This is a genomic window from Ramlibacter humi (genome assembly GCF_004681975.1).
Lineage (GTDB): Bacteria > Pseudomonadota > Gammaproteobacteria > Burkholderiales > Burkholderiaceae_C > Ramlibacter > Ramlibacter humi.
The window spans coordinates 182,063-198,784 of the sequence record NZ_SMLK01000005.1 but is presented as its reverse complement, the minus strand read 5'-3'; the positions used below and the strand labels follow the sequence as shown (position 1 = coordinate 198,784).

Here is a 16,722-nt window from a genome sequence, read left to right as displayed (position 1 = left end):
TCAGGGTTGGAAGCCCAGCTTCTTCATCGCGGCCCCGAGCGCGGCGGCGCTGCGGCCGTAGTCCGCCCAAGGCTCGTTGCCTTCGTCCAGGCGCTGGTGCACCGTCGCCACGGTCCAGTGCGCGCCGCTCTTCAGGCCCTGGAGCTCGTCCCAGCGCACCGGCACCGAGATGCCCAGGCCCGGCCGCGCGCGCGCCGACCACGCGGCTGCGGTGGTGGCGCCGAAGCCGTTGCGCAGGTAGTCGATGAAGATGCGGCCGACGCGGTTCTTCGGCCCGCTCTTGGCGACGAAGCGCTGCGGGATGGTGCGGGCCAGGTGGCTGACGATGGCCTGCGAGAAGTCCTTCACCGGGTCCCAGCCGTGCTGCGGCTTCAGCGGCACCACCACGTGCAGGCCCTTGCCGCCGCTGGTTTTCAGGAAAGCGGGCAGCTGCAGTTCCTCGAGGAAGGTGCGCACCAGCTGCGCCGCTTCCTGCACCTGCGGCCAGGTGACGCCGTCCCCCGGGTCCAGGTCGAAGGTCATGCGATCGGGCTGGCCGGCCTTCTTCGCCTTCGCGTTCCAGGTGTGGAACTCGATGACGTTCATCTGCGCCGCGGACAGCAGGCCTTCCGGCCCCAGGATCTCCAGCATCGGCGGATGGCCCGGGAAGATCGCCGGGTCCAGTTGCGCGACGCCCGCCATCTTGTAGCGCTCCAGGTGCTTCTGGAAGAACAGCTGGCCATCCACGCCATCCGGCGCGCGCACCATCGCGATGGGGCGGTTGAGCAGGTGCCCCATCATCAGCGGCGCCACCAGCGCGTAGTAGCGCACCAGGGCGATCTTGGTCAGGCCGCTTTCCGCGTCGATCACGCGATCGGGATTGCTCACGCGCAATGAAGCGGGCAGCGTGGCCGAGGCGGCCGGCGCCGCGGCGGCCTTGCGGGTCTTCTTCGCGGGTGCCGCGAGCGTGTCCGGTGGCGGCTCGTGCTGAACCTGCTCCATGGAAATCTCGCCGGCAGGCTTGTCCGATCGCAGGCCGTGGAACACCGAGTGGCGCACCTTGCCGTCGCGCGTCATCGCACCGTACGAGACCTCGCACACGAGTTCGGGCTTGACCCAGTGCGCGGCGCGCGGGATGCCGCTGCCCGCGTCGAACGGGCTCTTCGCCGCCGCAAACTCGTCCAGGCGCTTGCGGACGTCCCGCAGCGTGCGCTCGTTGAACCCGGTGCCGACGTTGCCCGCGTAGCGCAGCGTGCCGTCGTCTTCGTGCACGCCCAGCAGCAGCGAGCCGATGCCGGTGCGCGAGCCCTTCGGGTCGGTCCAGCCGCCGATGACGAACTCCTGCCGGTGCGCGCACTTCAGCTTGAGCCAGTCGCTGGAGCGGCGGCACACGTAGGCCGAGTCGCGACGCTTGGCGATCACGCCTTCCAGCCCCAGCTGGCAAGCGGAGGCGAGCATGCGGTCCAGCGGCACGTCGAACACTTCGCTGTAGCGCACGTTCTCGTGCGATTGCCGCTGCAAGATGCGCCGCAGCACTTCGCGCCGCTGCGCCAGCGGCACGGCGCGCAGGTCGTGGCCGGCGCAATAGGGCAGGTCGAACAGGTAGTAGACGATGCGGTCCGTCTGCGAGGATTCGAAGGCGCCCTGCAGCGCCTGGAAATCCGCCGGCGTGTCGGCGCCCGGCAGGATGATCTCGCCGTCGTACCAGCCGTCCGGCAGCTCCATCGAGCGCAACGCCTCCATCAGGCCCGGCAGGCGCGAGGACCAGTCGTTGCCGTTGCGGGTGACGAGGCGCGGCTCATGGTTTTCGACGCGCGCCAGCATGCGGTAGCCGTCGAACTTGATCTCGAACACCCAGTCTTCGGGCTGGGCGGGCGGCGCGTCCACCAGCACCGCCAATTGCGGCGAGAGCTTCTCCGGCAGCTTCGCCTTGACGGCGCCCGCGGGCGGCCCGTCGGTGGGTGCGGCTTCGGCGGCCGAAGGTGGTGTGACGGACTTCGGCTTGTCCGCGAGGCGCTGCACGCTGTCCGGCATTTCATCCACGACGCTGAACTCCGAGGCGGGCCGCGCGAAAGCGTCGCGCTCCTTGATCAACAGCCACGGGTCCTCGCGGCCGTTGCCGCGGCCCTTCATGCGCACCAGGGTCCAGTGGCCCCGCATCTTGTGGCCGCGCATCTCGAACTTCAGCTTGCCGTCGCGCCAGCCCTTGTGCGGATCTTCCAGCGGGACCCAGGTGCCCTTGTCCCAGATGATGACCTTGCCCGCGCCGTAGTTGCCGGCCGGGATGGTGCCTTCGAACCTGTTGTACGAGATGGGATGGTCCTCGGTGGGCATCGCCATGCGCTTGTCGTGCGGGTCGTAGCTCGGGCCCTTGGGCACGGCCCAGCTTTTCATCGTGCCTTCCAGCTCCAGCCGGAAGTCGTAGTGCAGCCGCGTGGCCCAGTGCTTCTGGATCACGAAGGCGCGCTCGTTCTCGTTGGCGACGCCGCCTTCGGCCGGCTCGGGCGTGGCGTCGAACCGCCGCTTGGCGCGGTAGGTCTTCAGGGCATCGCGGGCGGCGGGGCGGTCGTTGGCCATTCCGGTCTGGTTGGCCGGGACCCGCAGGCCCCGGCCTTCGCATCATTGCGTGCGAAACTGGTTGCGCAGCATCTTCACCTGGTCGTGGTTGCGCTGCACGCCCTGGAACTGGCGCTCCACCTTGGCGCGGATGTTCTCCGGCAGCGGCTTCTGGAGGGCCTTGCGGTAGCGCGCCACGGCGTTGTCTTCGCCGCGCTCGCATTCCTCCAGCACCGCCTTGTCGTCGTAGGTGGTGAGCTTGGACTTCACCGACACCCAGCCGCGGTGCAGCGCGCCGGCGGCGCTGCCGCTTTCCTCGGGCGAGCCGCCCAGCGAACGGATCTCGTTGTTCAATTCCTCGGCACCGCGGGCGCAGTCGTCGGCGCGCTGCAGGAACAGCGACTTCAGGTCGGCGCGCCTGGCTTGCTCCGCGCACTCGCGGAAGCCGTACTCGCCGTCCTTGCAACACTCGACCAGGTCCTGCAGCGCGTCGATGACGTCCCTGGTGCTGCCGCTCGCGTTGCCCGCGCCCTGCGCGGCACCCACGGCGCCCATCGCGCCACCGGCTCGCTCGGCGCCACGCAGGCCGCTGTAGTAGTCGGTGCCGCCGCTGCCCAGGTCGGCGGCGCGCACCACCGCGGTGTCGCTCGCCCGGTCGCCGGTTTCAGCCAGCCCCAGGCCCGAAGCGCCGCCGCGCTGGCGATCGACGCGGTCCCATGCCGCGCGCGAGGCGGGTCGCGCCTGTTCCCAGCTGAGGCCGGAGCCGGCGCGCGCGTTCGACCAGTCGGAACCCAGGCCCGGTTCGGCCGCGTCCCAGTCGGTCTCGTTCGACAGGCGGCCGCGCATGCCGTGCATGTAGGCCGGGCCGTAGTCGTCGAAACTGCGGCCCTGCTCGTAGTAGGGCTCGCGCGTGTAGTTCTCGCGCCAGTGCGCTTCCTCGGCCGTGGGATTGACCGCCTCGGCCGCGGCCTTGCCGGCCAGGCCGCCGACCACCGCGCCGATGACGCCGCCGACCACGGTGCCCACGGGGCCCGCGATCGTGCCGGCCGCCGCGCCCGCGACCGCGCCGCCGGTGGCGCCCACGCCCGTGCCCACCGGATGGGCGCCCGGCTCGTCGGTGATGGGGTCGCGGTGGAGATCCCTGTCTTCTGCAGCCATGTGAATGCTCCTTGGATGTCGTGATGGAGGATCGTGATGAAGGGCGTGCGGTGCCCGCGCACCCGGGCGGGTTCATCTTCCGGCGGGGCGGAAACTGGGCCGTCAGCGAATCCTTGGACCGGCTGTAGGACCAGAGCGGTACGGCCGGCGCCGCGCACAAGGCTTCGCTGAAGCGTCCTACACCTGCGCGGCGGTGGGGCGCGCACCGTTGGTCCAGAGCTCTCCGGAAGGCCCGCCATGAAGACCCGACTGCCCGCCTTGCTGCTGTGCCTCGCTGCCTTCGCGTTGCCCGCCATCGCGCGCGCGGACGCCAACGAACTGCGCGCGAAGCACGCGGAGCTGCGCGAGCAGCTGCGCCAGAACGCTTTCGGCCGCGCGCTGCACATCGATTCCACCGAGGAACCCGACCGGCTGACCGGCGACGTGTATGCGGTGCTCGATCACCCGTTCACGACGGTCAGCAATTCGCTGCGCGATCCGGCCAAGTGGTGCGACATCCTGATCCTGCCGTTCAACACCAAGTACTGCCACGCGGGCGAGGCCAACGGCCAGCCGGTGCTGCAGGTGCGCATCGGGCGCAAGGTGGACCAGCCGGTGGACCAGGCGGCCAAGCTGCAACTGGCCTTCCGCAACGTCGCGGCGCAGGCCGACTATTTCGAGACGCGGCTGCAGGCGAAGGAAGGGCCGGTGGGAACGCGCGACTACCGCATCGGGGTGGAAGCGGTGCCGCTGGACGGCGGCAAGCGCACGTTCCTGCGGATGAACTATTCCTACGGCTTCGGCTTCGCGGGCCGCACGGCGATGCAGGTGTACCTGGGCACGGCGGGCGCGGACAAGATCGGCTTCACCGTCACGGGCCGCGACGCCAATGGCCAGCCGCAGTTCATCCAGGGCGTGCGCGGCGTGGTGGAGCGCAACGCGATGCGCTACTACCTGGCGATCGATGCCTTCCTCGATTCGCTGTCGGCGCCGCCGCAGCAGCAGGTGGACCGCCGCATCCGCGCGTGGTTCAATGCGACGGAGCGCTATCCGAGGCAACTGCGCGAGATGGATGGCCCTACGTACGTCGCGATGAAGCGGCAGGAAGTCGAGCGGCAGCAGACGCAGATCGAATGAAAAAAGGCCGGCGGGATGCCGGCCTTTTGACTGGTGACGTCCTCGTTTACTTGAGGCCCGCCGCTGCACGCAGCGCTTGCGCTTTGTCAGTGCGTTCCCAGGAGAACTCCGGTTCTTCGCGGCCGAAGTGGCCGTAGGCGGCGGTCTTCTCGTAGATGGGGCGCAGCAGATCGAGCATCTGGATGATGCCCTTCGGGCGCAGGTCGAAGTGCTCGTTCACCAGCGCGGCGATCTTGTCGTCGGGGATGACGCCCGTGCCTTCGGTGTACACGGTGACGTTCATCGGTCTGGCCACGCCGATGGCGTACGCCACCTGGATCTGGCACTGGCGCGCCAGGCCGGCGGCCACGATGTTCTTGGCGACGTAGCGCGCGGCGTAGGCGGCCGAGCGGTCCACCTTCGACGGATCCTTGCCCGAGAACGCGCCACCGCCGTGCGGGCAGGCGCCGCCGTAGGTGTCGACGATGATCTTGCGGCCGGTGAGGCCGCAGTCACCCTGCGGGCCGCCGATGACGAAGCGGCCGGTGGGGTTGATCAGGTAGCGCGTTTCCTTCAGCCATTCCTTGGGCAGGACGGGCTTGATGATCTCCTCGATGATGGCCTCGTTGAAGCTGGCCTTCATCTTCGTGTGCGACTCGCTCTGGTCGGGGTCGTGCTGCGTGGACAGCACCACCGTGTCGATGCTGTGCGGCTTGCCGTCGACGTAGCGCATGGTGACCTGCGACTTGGCGTCGGGGCGCAGGAACTTCAGGCGGCCGTCCTTGCGCAGCTGCGCCTGGCGCTCCACCAGGCGGTGCGCGTAGTAGATCGGCGCGGGCATCAGCACCGGCGTCTCGTCGCAGGCATAGCCGAACATCAGGCCCTGGTCGCCGGCGCCGGTGTTCAGGTGGTCGTCGGACGCGTGGTCCACGCCCTGGGCGATGTCGTTGGACTGCTTGTCGTAGCAGACCATCACCGCGCAGCCCTTGTAGTCGATGCCGTAGTCGGTGTTGTCGTAGCCGATGCGCTTGATGGTGTCGCGCGCGACCTGGATGTAGTCGACGTGGGCGTTGGTCGTGATCTCGCCGGCCAGCACCACGAGGCCCGTGTTGCACAGCGTCTCCGCGGCCACGCGGCTGCGCGGGTCCTGCTTGAAGATGGCGTCGAGGATCGCGTCGGAGACCTGGTCGGCGACCTTGTCCGGGTGCCCTTCGGACACGGACTCGGAAGTGAAGAGGAAGTCGTTCGCCATTTGAATAAACTCCAGCGTTTGTCGGTTGCAAGGCGCGTTGCCTTGGGCCGGAGCTTTTGGGCGAACGCTTTAGCAGGATTTTTTAGCGTCGCCCCTGCAAGTAGTTCATAACTCGGCGACCGAGCCGATTCTAGACGGATCGTGATCACCCTTTTCCGCGCGTTGGCCGTGCTGCCGCTGCCGCTTTTGCACGGCATCGGCGGCCTGCTCGGCTGGATCGCGTTCATTGCCTCGCCGGCCTACCGGCGCCGCTTCGCCGCCAATGCCCGGCAGGCCGGCTACCGGCTGGGCGAGGTGCTCGGCGCGGTCGCCGCCGCCGGCCGCCTGCTGGCCGAGACGCCGCGCCTGTGGTTCGGCGCGCCGCCGCGCGTGCTGTGGTCGGGCGCGGAACTGATCGACGCCGCGCGCGCACGCGGTCACGGCATCGTCTTCCTCACGCCACACCTCGGCTGTTTTGAGGTGACCGCGCAAGGCTACGCGGGCCGCTACGGCCCGATCACCGTGCTGTACCGGCCCGCACGGAAGGCCTGGCTGCGCCCGCTGGTCGACCGTGCCCGGCTGCGGCCCAACCTGATCGCGGCCCCGACCACGCTGGCGGGCGTGAAGCAGATGCTCAAGGCGCTGAAGGCCGGCCAGGCTGTCGGGCTGCTGCCCGACCAGGTGCCGCCGGACGGGCTGGGCGTCTGGACGCCTTTCTTCGGGCAGCCCGCGTACACCATGACGCTGTCGGCGCGGCTGGCGGCGCAGACCGGCGCCGAGGTGCTGCTGGCCTGGGGCGAGCGCCTGGGCTGGGGCCGGGGCTTTCGCATCCACCTGCGCGCCTGGCCCGGAACGATGCCCGCGCAGCCCGAGGCCGCGGCCGCCGCGGTGAACACGCAGATGGAAGCGCTGATCCGCGAGTGCCCTTCGCAATACCTGTGGGGCTACGCGCGCTACAAGCAGCCGCGCAAGGGGGCCGCATGATCAGCCGCATCGGCGTCGTCTTCATGCGGCTGATCGCGCCGCTGCCGCTGCCGCTGGTACGCGGCCTGGGCAAGGCGCTTGGCTGGCTGCTGTACCTGGTGGTGCCGGGGCGGCGCCACGTCGTGCGCGTGAACCTGGACCTGTGCTTCCCGCAGTGGACCGAGGAAGAGCGGCGCGCCCTGGTGCCGCGCGTGTTCATCGCGTTCGCGCAGGCGTGGCTGGACCGCAGCTGGCTTTGGCATGGCAACCCGAATGTCGTGCGCCGGCGCGTGAAGCTGACCGGGGCGGTCGATGAACTGCACGGCATGGAACCCACGGTGGTGTTCTGGCCGCATTTCGTCGGCATGGACTCGGGCTGGACCGCGCTGACGCTGGACAGCGCGCGGCCGTACATGACGATCTACACGCACCAGGCCAACCGCGTGGTCGACGAGTGGATCCTGCGCGGGCGGCAGCGGTTCGGCAACGTGCGGCTGTTCCGCCGCACGGACGGCGTGAAGGCCGTGGTCAGCGCGCTGCGCGAAGGCACGCCGCTGTGCCTGCTGCCCGACATGAACTTCGGTCCCGAGGAATCGATCTTCGTGCCGTTCTACGGCGTGCCGGCAGCGACCGTGCCGTCGCTGTCGCGGTTCGCGCGGCTGGGGCGCGCGAAGGTCGTGCCGGTGCTCACGCGCATCGTGCCCGGCGGCTACGAAGTGCAGGTGCTGCCCGCCTGGCGCGACTTTCCTTCCGACGACTTGGAAGCCGACACCGCGCTGATGAACGAGCGGCTGCAGGACTACATCGACGGCATGCCCGACCAGTACTACTGGGTGCACAAGCGCTTCAAGACGCGCCCGGCCGGCGCCGGCCCGGTCTACTGACGGCGCAGGAAGGCGCCCAGCCTTTCGGCGACGAACGCCGGGCGCTCGTGCACGATCCAGTGCGTGGCGCCGGGCACGCGTTCCAGCGTCAGGTCGTCGACGTAACCGTCCAGCCCTTCGACCAGCCCCGGCGGCAGCGCGACGTCTTCCATCGCCCACAGCACCAGCGTCGGCAGCTTCACCGTGAGCATGTCGTGCGGGATGGTGATGTTGGCGGCGGCCGGGTCTTCGGGCCGCGGCGGGCGCAGCGGCGAGGCGCGGTAGTAGTTGCAGCCGCCGGCGAGGCCGGCGCCGGGGGAACCGCCCTGCGGGCCGTTCCACACTTCGCGGTACTGCTGCCTCACCGGTTCGGTCAGCCACTTCGCTTCGTTGCCCGCGGTGAAGAAGCCCCAGAGCCGCCGGTAGTCGTCCTGCGCCAGCAGTTGCTCCGCGTCGGGGCGGATCAGGAAGTTCATGTAGGCGCTGGCTTCCTGCTGCGCCGGGTCGGACTTCAGGTCGCGCAGGAAAGTGCCGGGGTGCGGCGAGTTGACGATGGCCAGCCGCTTCGCCAGCTGCGGCAGCTGGTTGGCGATGTTCCAGGCCACCGCGCCGCCCCAGTCGTGCGCCACCAGGCATTCGAGCGGGCCGCCTTCGATGGCGATGAGCGCCGCGATGTCCTGCACCAGGTGCTTGGCCCGGTACGCGGAGACGTCCGCGGGCGAGCTGGAGCGCTCGAAGCCGCGCAGGTTGGGCGCCACGCAGCGATAGCCGCCGTTCTCCGGCTTCGCGAAATGTTCCAGCAGTTCGTCCCAGACGAACGCCGCTTCGGGGAAACCATGCAGGAACACCAGCGTGGGGCGGCCACGTTCGCCGGTGGCGCGGCAGCTCAAGGTGATGCCGTGCGGCAGGTCCTGCAGGTAGCGCTGGATCATTCGGTCTCCGGGGGATGTGTCCAGTCCCACAGCAGCTGCGCGGTTTCGTCCACGCCTTGCCGCTTCAGGGCGGAGAACAGTTTCACGTCGCCGCCGGCCGATTGCAGTCGCGCGATGGACAGCGCCTTGGCCTGCTCGCTGCGGTTCAGCTTGTCGGCCTTGGTCAGGAGCACCAGGAAGTTCAGCCCTTCCTCGACACGCGGCCGGATGACTTCCAGCAGCACTTCGTCCAGTTCGGTGAGGCCGTGCCGTGGATCGCACAGCAGCACCACGCCGGTGAGGTTCTCCCGGCTCACCAGGTAATTGGCCATCACCTGCTGCCAGCGCAGCTTGTCGGCCTTTGGAACGGCGGCGTAGCCGTAGCCGGGGAGGTCCGCCAGCACGGCGTCGGTCACGCCCTGCTTGCCCAGGGAGAACAGGTTGATGCTCTGCGTGCGCCCCGGCGTCTTGGACGCGAAAGCCAGGCGCTTCTGCTGCGTGAGCGTGTTGATGCAGGTGGATTTGCCCGCGTTGGAGCGGCCCACGAAGGCGATCTCCGGGTGTTCGTGCGGGGGCAGGAACTCCAGCTTGGGCGCGGTGGTGAGGAAGCGGGCGGTGTGCAGCCAGGCCAGGGCCTGCTTGGCATCCGCCCGCGCGGCCGGCGGGGTGGTCATGGGGGAGGGCGCTGTGGAGGCGGGCGGCGAGGGAGGCGCATTGTAGAATCTGCCGGTTTTGCGCCCAAGAAACTGACCTTCCGACAGAACATGAAGTCGTTTGCTTCCCTGCTCATCGCCGCCGCCCTGGCCGCACCCGCCCTGGCCTTTGCGCAGGCGCATGGCGCCGCTCCCGCCGCTTCCGCGCCCGCCGCCGCACCGGCCGCGCAGCAGGCCGCCGCCAAGCCCGACGCGGCCGAAGGCGAGAAGCGCTTCACCGCGGTCTGCGCGGCGTGCCACGGCGCCGACGGCAATTCCGGCGTGCCGGCCAACCCCAAGCTCGCGCAGCAGCACCCCGAGTACATCGTCAAGCAGCTGCAGGAATTCAAGGCCGGCAAGCGCCAGAGCCCGGTGATGCAGGGCTTCGCGTCGCAACTGAGCGACCAGGACATGAAGAACATCGCCGCGTTCGTCACCAAGAACAAGGCCAAGCCCGGCTTCGCCAAGGACAAGGACCTGGTCGCCACGGGCGAGCGCATCTACCGCGGCGGCGTGCCGGATCGCCAGATCGCCGCCTGCGCGGCCTGCCACAGCCCCAACGGCGCTGGCATCCCGGCCCAGTACCCCCGCCTGTCGGGCCAGCACGCCGACTACGTGGCGGCGCAGCTGGTGGCCTTCCGCGACGGCGGCCGCAAGAACAGCCCGCAGATGACCGATGTGGCGGCCAAGCTGAACGACCGCGAAATCAAGGCGGTGGCCGACTACATCGCCGGCCTGCGTTAACCAGGAAGGCGCCGGCCGGGAACCAACCTGGGCCGGCCGGACACTACAACGGGCGGGCATCCCACGGATCCCCGCCCTTTTTCATCCTCCCCCGCACGAATGACCGCTTCCATCCAGGGCGTGCGCGTCGCCACCCCCTCCCCGCGCCTGCGTGCCGCGGTGGAGCTGCTGTCGTCGATGCGCTTCGCGATTTCGCTGCTGACGGTCATCTGCATCGCGTCGGTGATCGGCACCATCCTGCGCCAGCAGGAACCGGCGGCCAACTACGTCAACCAGTTCGGCCCGTTCTGGGCCCAGCTGTTCCTGTCGCTCAAGCTCAACGCGGTGTACAGCGCCTGGTGGTTCCTGCTGATCCTGGCCTTCCTGGTCACCAGCACGTCGCTCTGCATCGCGCGCAACACGCCCAAGATCCTGGCCGACCTGCGCGGCTACAAGGAGCACCTGCGCGAGCAGAGCCTGCAGGCCTTCCACCACAAGGCGCAGGGCGAACTGGCCGATGCGCCCGAGGCGGCTGCCCGCAACCTGGGCCAGGCGCTGTCGCGCGCGGGCTGGAAGGTGCGGCTGCAGCAGCGCGCCACGCCACAGGGCGACGGCTGGATGATCGCCGCCAAGGCGGGCGCGGTGAACAAGATCGGCTACATCGCCGCGCACAGCGCCATCGTGCTGGTGTGCCTGGGCGGCCTGCTGGATGGCGACCTGATCGTGCGCGCGCAGATGCTGTTCGGCGGCAAGACGCCGTACACCGGCGGCGGCATGATCGCCGACGTGCCAGCGCAGCACCGCCTGGCGCCCACCAACCCCACGTTCCGCGGCAACCTGCTGGTGGCCGAAGGCACCCAGGCCGGCACCGCCATCCTGTCGCAATCCGACGGCATCCTGCTGCAGGAGCTGCCGTTCACCATCGAGCTGAAGAAGTTCATCGTCGAGCACTACTCGACGGGCATGCCCAAGCTGTTCGCCAGCGACATCGTCATCCACGACCGCGAGACGGGCGAAGCGGTCCCGGCGCGCGTGGAGGTGAATCACCCGGCCCGCTGGCGCGGCGTGGAGATCTACCAGTCCAGCTTCGACGACGGCGGCTCCCACGTGAAGCTGCAGGCGGTGCCGCTGGACGGCCGGGCGCCGCGCTTCGAAGTGCAGGGCAACATCGGCGGCAGCACGCAGCTGGCGCGCGGCACGTCGCAGAGCGACAAGCTCACGCTGGAATTCACCGCGCTGCGCGTGATCAACGTGGAAAACCTGGCCGACGGCAGCCGCAGCGGCGCCGACCCGCGCAAGGTGGACCTGCGCGAGTCGATCGGCGAGCGCCTGGGCGCGGCCAACAAGACGGTGACCAAAAAGGAGCTGCGCAACGTCGGCCCTTCCATCACCTACAAGCTGCGCGATGCGGCCGGCCAGGCGCGCGAATTCCACAACTACATGCTGCCCATCGACCTGGGCGAGGGCGTGCCGCTGTTCCTGCTGGGCATGCGCGAGACGCCGGCGGACAACTTCCGCTACCTGCGCGTGCCCGCGGACGAGCAGGGCAGCCTGGACGGCTTCCTGCGCCTGCGCGCCGCGCTGGACGATCCGGCGATGCGGGCCGAAGCCGTGCGCCGCTATTCGCGCAGCGCCACCGACGCCAGCAAGCCGCAGGTGACCGAGCAGCTCGCTGCCTCCGCGGGCCAGGCGCTGGCGCTGTTCGCGGGCGACCCCGCGGCGGGCGGCAAGGGCGCGGGCCTGGCGGCGGTGTCCGACTACCTGGAGGCGCGCGTGCCCGAAGCCGAGCGCAGCCGCGCCGGCGAGGTCGTGGTGCGCATCCTGGGTGGCGTGCTGTTCGAGCTGAATCAGATGGCGCGGCAGCAGGCCGGCCTGGCGCCTATGGAGCAGGGGGAGCGCACGCAGGCCTTCATGGCTCAAGCGGTGCTCGCGCTGGGCGACGTCGCCCTGTACCCTGCGCCGATGGCTTTCGAGCTCAAGGATTTTCAGCAGGTGCAGGCCAGCGTGTTCCAGGTCACGCGTTCCCCCGGTCACTACATCGTGTATCTGGGCTGCGCTTTGCTGATCGCCGGTGTTTTTGCGATGCTCTATGTCCGGGAGCGCCGCCTGTGGGTGTGGCTCGCGCCGGCGCAGGCCGGCAGCCGGGCCACCATGGCCCTGTCGAGCAACCGCCAGACGCTGGAAACCGACCGTGAATTCGACCGCCTGCGCCAACAACTGCTGAACGCGCCATGAACACCGCCACACAGACCATCACCCTCCACGAAGGCTTTTTCTCCCGGCGGCGGCTGCTCGATTGGGTGTTCGCGCTGTTCGTCGCCGGCGGCGGCCTGTTCGCTTTCAACCGCTACGGCGCGTACATGGACGTGTACGAGAAAGGCATCCTCATCGGCGCCATGCCGGCCGCCATCTGGCTGGGCTGGTTCTGGCGCCCGCTGCAGGGGCTGATGGCCGCCGTGGCGGGCCTGTCGCTGCTGGGCATCTTCTCGTACCAGGGCGACCTGGCGCGTGCCGACAACGTGTTCTGGCTCAAGTACTTCCTGTCCAGCCAGTCGGCCATCCTCTGGATGAGCGTGCTGTTCTTCATGAGCACCGCCTTTTTCTGGCTGGGCATGGTGTCGCGCGCGCAGGCCGACACGATGGAGCGCATCGGTTCGCGCCTGGCCTGGGTGGCCGTGACGCTCGCGCTGGTGGGCACCATGGTGCGCTGGTACGAGAGCTACCTGATCGGCGCGGACATCGGCCACATCCCGGTCAGCAACCTGTACGAAGTGTTCGTGCTGTTCTGCTGGCTCACGGCGCTGTTCTACCTGTACTTCGAAGCCCACTACGGCACGCGCGCGCTGGGCGCGTTCGTGCTGCTGGTGGTGAGTGCCGCGGTCGGCTTCCTGCTCTGGTACACGGTGGTGCGCGAAGCGCAAGAAATCCAGCCGCTGGTGCCCGCCCTCAAGAGCTGGTGGATGAAGCTGCACGTGCCGGCCAACTTCATCGGCTACGGCACCTTCGCGCTGTCGGCGATGGTGGCTTTCGCCTACCTGATCAAGCAGCAGGCCACCGAGACGCACTGGTGGAAGCTGGCGCCGCTGTGGATGCTGGGCGTGGTGCTGTGCTTCGAGCCGGTGGTGTTCCGCAAGACCGTGGAAGGCGGCGGCAGCTACTGGGCGGTGTACTTCGGCATCGCCGCGATGATCGTCGGCGGCATCCTCTGGGGGCGCCGCCGCATCGCGGAACGCCTGCCCGCGCTGGAGGTGCTGGACGACGTCATGTACAAGTCCATCGCGGTCGGGTTCGCCTTCTTCACCATCGCCACCGTGCTGGGCGCGCTGTGGGCCGCGGAGGCCTGGGGCGGCTACTGGAGCTGGGACCCCAAGGAAACCTGGGCGCTGATCGTCTGGCTGAACTATGCGGCCTGGCTGCACATGCGGCTGATGAAGGGCCTGCGCGGCACCGTCAGCGCCTGGTGGGCGCTGGTGGGGCTGGCCGTCACCACCTTCGCCTTCCTGGGCGTGAACATGTTCCTGTCCGGCCTGCACAGTTACGGAACCTTGTGATCGCGAAAGCTTTCTGAATCCGTGAGGGGGCCGGCCGCGTAGCCGCCATTGGGGACCACTTCGAAAGAGGAGCGCCATGCTGATCAAGACCGGACGAGAAGGCTTCATCCATTCCATCGCCAGCGAGATCACGCCGGAAGCGGCGTACCGCGAGCGCCGGCAGCTGCTCAAGCTGATGGCCGGCGGCGTGGCGGGCGCGGCGCTCGCTTCATGGGCTTCGCGCGAGGCGATCGCGCAGGTGCAGCGGCCCGGCAAGCTGGCCGCGCTGCCGGGCGCCAAGTCGGCGGTGGCCGGCGCCGCCACGATGGAGAAGGTCACCGAGTACAAGGACGCGACCAGCTACAACAACTTCTACGAGTTCGGCACCGACAAGTCCGACCCGGCGCAGAACGCCCACACGCTGAAGACGCGCCCGTGGGTGGTGGAAGTGGAAGGCCTGGTGAAGAAACCCGGCAAGTTCGCCATCGACGACCTGCTGAAGCTGGCGCCGATGGAAGAGCGCATCTACCGCCTGCGCTGCGTGGAAGGCTGGTCCATGGTGATCCCGTGGGAAGGTTATTCGCTGTCGGCGCTGATCAACAAGGTGGAGCCGCTGGGCAACGCGAAGTTCGTCGAGTTCGTGACGCTGGCCGACCCGAAGACCATGCCCTTCGTCGGCTCGCGCGTGCTGGACTGGCCGTACGTGGAAGGCCTGCGCATGGACGAGGCCATGCACCCGCTGACGCTGCTGTCGTTCGGCATGTACGGCGAGGTGCTGCCCAACCAGAACGGCGCGCCGGTGCGCATCGTCGTGCCGTGGAAGTACGGCTTCAAGAGCGCCAAGAGCATCGTGAAGATCCGCTTCACGGAGAAAGAGCCGCCCACCGCATGGAACAAGGCCGCCGCCAACGAGTACGGCTTCTATTCCAACGTGAACCCGAACGTCGATCACCCGCGCTGGTCGCAGGCCACCGAACGCCGCATCGGTGAGGACGGCCTGTTCGCCAAGAAGCGCAAGACGCTGATGTTCAACGGCTACGAGCAGCAGGTCGGGCAGCTGTACGCCGGCATGGACCTGAAGAAGAACTACTGATGGTCACCACCGCCGCGCGCCGGGTGCGGCGCCCGCTCTGGCTGCACCCGGCGGCCAAGCCGCTGCTGTTCACCCTGTCGCTGCTGCCTTTCGCCTGGTTGCTGTACGGCGCCATCGCGGACAAGCTGGGAGCGAACCCGGCGGAGCACCTGATCCGCTCGCTGGGCGACTGGACGCTGCGCTTCCTGTGCCTGACGCTGGCGGTGACGCCGGTGCGCACGGTGCTGAAGCAGCCTGCGCTGGCGCGGTTCCGGCGCATGCTCGGGCTCTTCACGTTCTTCTACGTGGCGCTGCACCTGGTGGCGTACAGCTGGTTCGACATGGGGCTGGACTTCGGCGACATCGCCAAGGACATCGCCAAGCGGCCGTTCATCCTGGTCGGCTTCGCGGCCTTCCTGCTGATGACCCCGCTGGCGGCCACGTCGTTCAACCGCGCCATCCGTGCGCTGGGTGCGCCGCGCTGGCAGGCGTTGCACCGCGCCATCTACGCGGTGGCGGTGCTGGGCATCCTGCACTTCTTCTGGATGCGCGCCGGCAAGCACAACTTCGCCGAAGTGGCGGTATATGCCGCCATCCTGGCCGTGCTGCTGGGCTGGCGCGTGTGGCACCGGCTACGCAGGCCGGGCCGCGTGCCGCAGGGTGCGCAGCGCGCCTAGCGGACCAGGCGTTCGCCGCGCATCAGGTCGGCCACCGGTTCGCGTTCGCGGATCAGGTGCGCCTTGCCGCCGTCCACCAGCACTTCGGCCGCGCGCGGGCGCGTGTTGTAGTTGCTGGACATGCTCATGCAGTACGCGCCGGCGGACATGATCGCCAGCAGGTCGCCTTGCACGACATCCAGTTCGCGGTTGCGGCCGATCCAGTCGCCGCTTTCGCATACCGGGCCCACGACGTCGTAAGCGGTCCCGGCGCCCTCACGCCGACGCACCGGCAGGATGCCGTGGTACGCCTCGTACATCGCGGGACGCGGTAGGTCGTTCATGGCCGCGTCGACGATGCAGAAGTTCTTCTGCTCGCCGGGCTTGAGGTACAGCACCTCGGTCACGCAGATGGCCGCGTTGCCGACGAGCGAGCGGCCCGGCTCGATCATCAGCTCCCGCTGGCCGAAGCCGCGCTCGTCCAGCTTGCGCAACAGTTGTGCCCACAGCTGATCGGCCGCGGGCGGCAGCACGCCCTGGTAGTCGATGCCCAGGCCGCCGCCGAAGTCGATGTGGCGCAGCGGGATGCCCGCCTTTTCCACCGCTTCCACCAGGTCGAGCACTCGGTCCATCGCGTCCAGGTAGGGGCTGCTGTCGGTGATCTGCGAGCCGATGTGGCAGTCGATGCCCACGACCTGCAGGCCCGGCAGTTCCGCGGCGCGGCGGTAGGCCGCGAGCGTGCGCTCGTGCGCGATGCCGAACTTGTTGCCCTTCAGGCCGGTGGAGATGTACGGATGCGTCTTGGCGTCCACGTTGGGATTGACGCGGATGCTCACCGGCGCCTTGCGCCCATGGGCGGCGGCCACTTCGCTGAGCACTTCCAGCTCGGCTTCGCTTTCCACGTTGAAGCAGCCGATGCCGGCTTCCAGCGCGCGCGCCATCTCGGCGCGGGTCTTGCCGACGCCGGAGAAGATGACGTCCGCCGGCTTGCCGCCGACGGCCAGCACGCGCTCGAGCTCGCCGCCGGAGACGATGTCGAAGCCGCAGCCGGCTTCCTTGAACAGCTGCAGGATGGCCAGCGAGGAGTTGGCCTTCATCGCGTAGCAGACCCTGGCGCGGCGGCCGGCGAAGCCGCGCTGGTAGGCGCCCAGCGCGGCGAGCATCGCGGCCTTGGAGTAAACGAACAGCGGCGTGCCGTGCTCGCGCGCGAGGTCTTCCACGCGCAGCGATTCGGCGTGAAGCTGCCCGTCCTTCCAGGCGAAGAACGGGTGGCCGGGAGTGGTCTGGGTCATG

Annotated in this window: 14 protein-coding genes; 8 read left to right on the top strand and 6 right to left on the bottom strand. The window is 69.0% G+C overall.

Translation table 11 applies throughout. The annotated features are described in order from the left end of the window. Positions 1-2,556, bottom strand: coding sequence for a DNA ligase D (ligD, locus tag EZ216_RS15785; protein WP_135250743.1), 2,556 nt, complete (start codon positions 2,554-2,556; stop codon positions 1-3). A gap of 42 nt (positions 2,557-2,598) precedes the next feature. Continuing rightward, positions 2,599-3,693 (bottom strand): ferritin-like domain-containing protein, encoded by a 1,095-nt coding sequence (locus EZ216_RS15780; RefSeq protein ID WP_135250742.1) that lies wholly within the window; start codon positions 3,691-3,693, stop codon positions 2,599-2,601. A 237-nt stretch (positions 3,694-3,930) separates the two neighbouring features. Here EZ216_RS15780 and EZ216_RS15775 point away from each other — a divergent pair, with 237 nt between their 5' ends. After that, positions 3,931-4,809: a hypothetical protein gene (locus EZ216_RS15775; protein ID WP_135250741.1), complete on the top strand. Its 879-nt coding sequence runs from the start codon at positions 3,931-3,933 to the stop codon at positions 4,807-4,809. A gap of 46 nt (positions 4,810-4,855) precedes the next feature. On the opposite strand, the gene metK is transcribed toward EZ216_RS15775, so the two are convergent. After that, positions 4,856-6,040, bottom strand: coding sequence for a methionine adenosyltransferase (metK, locus tag EZ216_RS15770; protein ID WP_135250740.1), 1,185 nt, complete (start codon positions 6,038-6,040; stop codon positions 4,856-4,858). A 141-nt stretch (positions 6,041-6,181) separates the two neighbouring features. Here metK and EZ216_RS15765 point away from each other — a divergent pair, with 141 nt between their 5' ends. Continuing rightward, positions 6,182-7,003 (top strand): lysophospholipid acyltransferase family protein, encoded by an 822-nt coding sequence (locus EZ216_RS15765; protein WP_135250739.1) that lies wholly within the window; start codon positions 6,182-6,184, stop codon positions 7,001-7,003. Continuing rightward, entirely contained in the window at positions 7,000-7,866 is an 867-nt protein-coding gene (locus tag EZ216_RS15760) for an LpxL/LpxP family acyltransferase (protein ID WP_135250738.1), read from the top strand. Before EZ216_RS15765 ends, EZ216_RS15760 begins: the two co-directional genes overlap by 4 nt. Here EZ216_RS15760 and EZ216_RS15755 read toward each other — a convergent pair. Both EZ216_RS15755 and yihA read right to left on the bottom strand, forming a co-directional pair. Then, on the bottom strand, positions 7,860-8,777 hold the full coding sequence (locus EZ216_RS15755) for an alpha/beta fold hydrolase (protein WP_135250737.1): 918 nt from the start codon (positions 8,775-8,777) through the stop codon (positions 7,860-7,862). The two genes, EZ216_RS15760 and EZ216_RS15755, sit on opposite strands and share 7 nt — an antisense overlap. Further along, a complete protein-coding gene (yihA, locus tag EZ216_RS15750) occupies positions 8,774-9,430 on the bottom strand; it encodes a ribosome biogenesis GTP-binding protein YihA/YsxC (RefSeq protein ID WP_135250736.1) in 657 nt (218 codons plus the stop codon). Before yihA ends, EZ216_RS15755 begins: the two co-directional genes overlap by 4 nt. A 90-nt stretch (positions 9,431-9,520) precedes the next feature. Between yihA and EZ216_RS15745 the strand changes: the two genes are divergently transcribed. The 5 genes from EZ216_RS15745 to msrQ all read left to right on the top strand — a co-directional run bounded on the left by EZ216_RS15745 (position 9,521) and on the right by msrQ (position 15,450). Continuing rightward, a complete protein-coding gene (locus EZ216_RS15745) occupies positions 9,521-10,192 on the top strand; it encodes a c-type cytochrome (RefSeq protein ID WP_135250735.1) in 672 nt (223 codons plus the stop codon). A gap of 99 nt (positions 10,193-10,291) precedes the next feature. Next, the gene (locus tag EZ216_RS15740; RefSeq protein WP_135250734.1) at positions 10,292-12,406 is read left to right on the top strand and encodes a cytochrome c biogenesis protein ResB; all 2,115 of its coding nucleotides are present in this window, start codon (positions 10,292-10,294) and stop codon (positions 12,404-12,406) included. Next, complete coding sequence (gene ccsB, locus EZ216_RS15735) at positions 12,403-13,722, top strand: c-type cytochrome biogenesis protein CcsB (protein ID WP_135250733.1); 1,320 nt, start codon at positions 12,403-12,405, stop codon at positions 13,720-13,722. The genes EZ216_RS15740 and ccsB overlap by 4 nt, the downstream gene beginning before the upstream one ends. 76 nt (positions 13,723-13,798) lie before the next feature. Continuing rightward, the gene (gene msrP, locus EZ216_RS15730; RefSeq protein WP_135250732.1) at positions 13,799-14,794 is read left to right on the top strand and encodes a protein-methionine-sulfoxide reductase catalytic subunit MsrP; all 996 of its coding nucleotides are present in this window, start codon (positions 13,799-13,801) and stop codon (positions 14,792-14,794) included. After that, positions 14,794-15,450, top strand: coding sequence for a protein-methionine-sulfoxide reductase heme-binding subunit MsrQ (gene msrQ / locus EZ216_RS15725; protein WP_135250731.1), 657 nt, complete (start codon positions 14,794-14,796; stop codon positions 15,448-15,450). The genes msrP and msrQ overlap by 1 nt, the downstream gene beginning before the upstream one ends. On the opposite strand, the gene lysA is transcribed toward msrQ, so the two are convergent. Beyond that, positions 15,447-16,721, bottom strand: a complete 1,275-nt coding sequence (gene lysA / locus EZ216_RS15720) for a diaminopimelate decarboxylase (protein WP_135250730.1) — start codon at positions 16,719-16,721, stop codon at positions 15,447-15,449. The two genes, msrQ and lysA, sit on opposite strands and share 4 nt — an antisense overlap. Position 16,722 lies beyond the last annotated feature (1 nt).

Coding starts and splice junctions, on each gene's coding strand:
- ligD (WP_135250743.1), bottom strand. CDS start 2,556: ATGGCCAACGACCGCCCCGCCGCCCGCGATGCCCTGAAGACCTACCGC.
- EZ216_RS15780 (WP_135250742.1), bottom strand. CDS start 3,693: ATGGCTGCAGAAGACAGGGATCTCCACCGCGACCCCATCACCGACGAG.
- EZ216_RS15775 (WP_135250741.1), top strand. CDS start 3,931: ATGAAGACCCGACTGCCCGCCTTGCTGCTGTGCCTCGCTGCCTTCGCG.
- metK (WP_135250740.1), bottom strand. CDS start 6,040: ATGGCGAACGACTTCCTCTTCACTTCCGAGTCCGTGTCCGAAGGGCAC.
- EZ216_RS15760 (WP_135250738.1), top strand. CDS start 7,000: ATGATCAGCCGCATCGGCGTCGTCTTCATGCGGCTGATCGCGCCGCTG.
- EZ216_RS15755 (WP_135250737.1), bottom strand. CDS start 8,777: ATGATCCAGCGCTACCTGCAGGACCTGCCGCACGGCATCACCTTGAGC.
- yihA (WP_135250736.1), bottom strand. CDS start 9,430: ATGACCACCCCGCCGGCCGCGCGGGCGGATGCCAAGCAGGCCCTGGCC.
- EZ216_RS15745 (WP_135250735.1), top strand. CDS start 9,521: ATGAAGTCGTTTGCTTCCCTGCTCATCGCCGCCGCCCTGGCCGCACCC.
- EZ216_RS15740 (WP_135250734.1), top strand. CDS start 10,292: ATGACCGCTTCCATCCAGGGCGTGCGCGTCGCCACCCCCTCCCCGCGC.
- ccsB (WP_135250733.1), top strand. CDS start 12,403: ATGAACACCGCCACACAGACCATCACCCTCCACGAAGGCTTTTTCTCC.
- msrP (WP_135250732.1), top strand. CDS start 13,799: ATGCTGATCAAGACCGGACGAGAAGGCTTCATCCATTCCATCGCCAGC.
- msrQ (WP_135250731.1), top strand. CDS start 14,794: ATGGTCACCACCGCCGCGCGCCGGGTGCGGCGCCCGCTCTGGCTGCAC.
- lysA (WP_135250730.1), bottom strand. CDS start 16,721: ATGACCCAGACCACTCCCGGCCACCCGTTCTTCGCCTGGAAGGACGGG.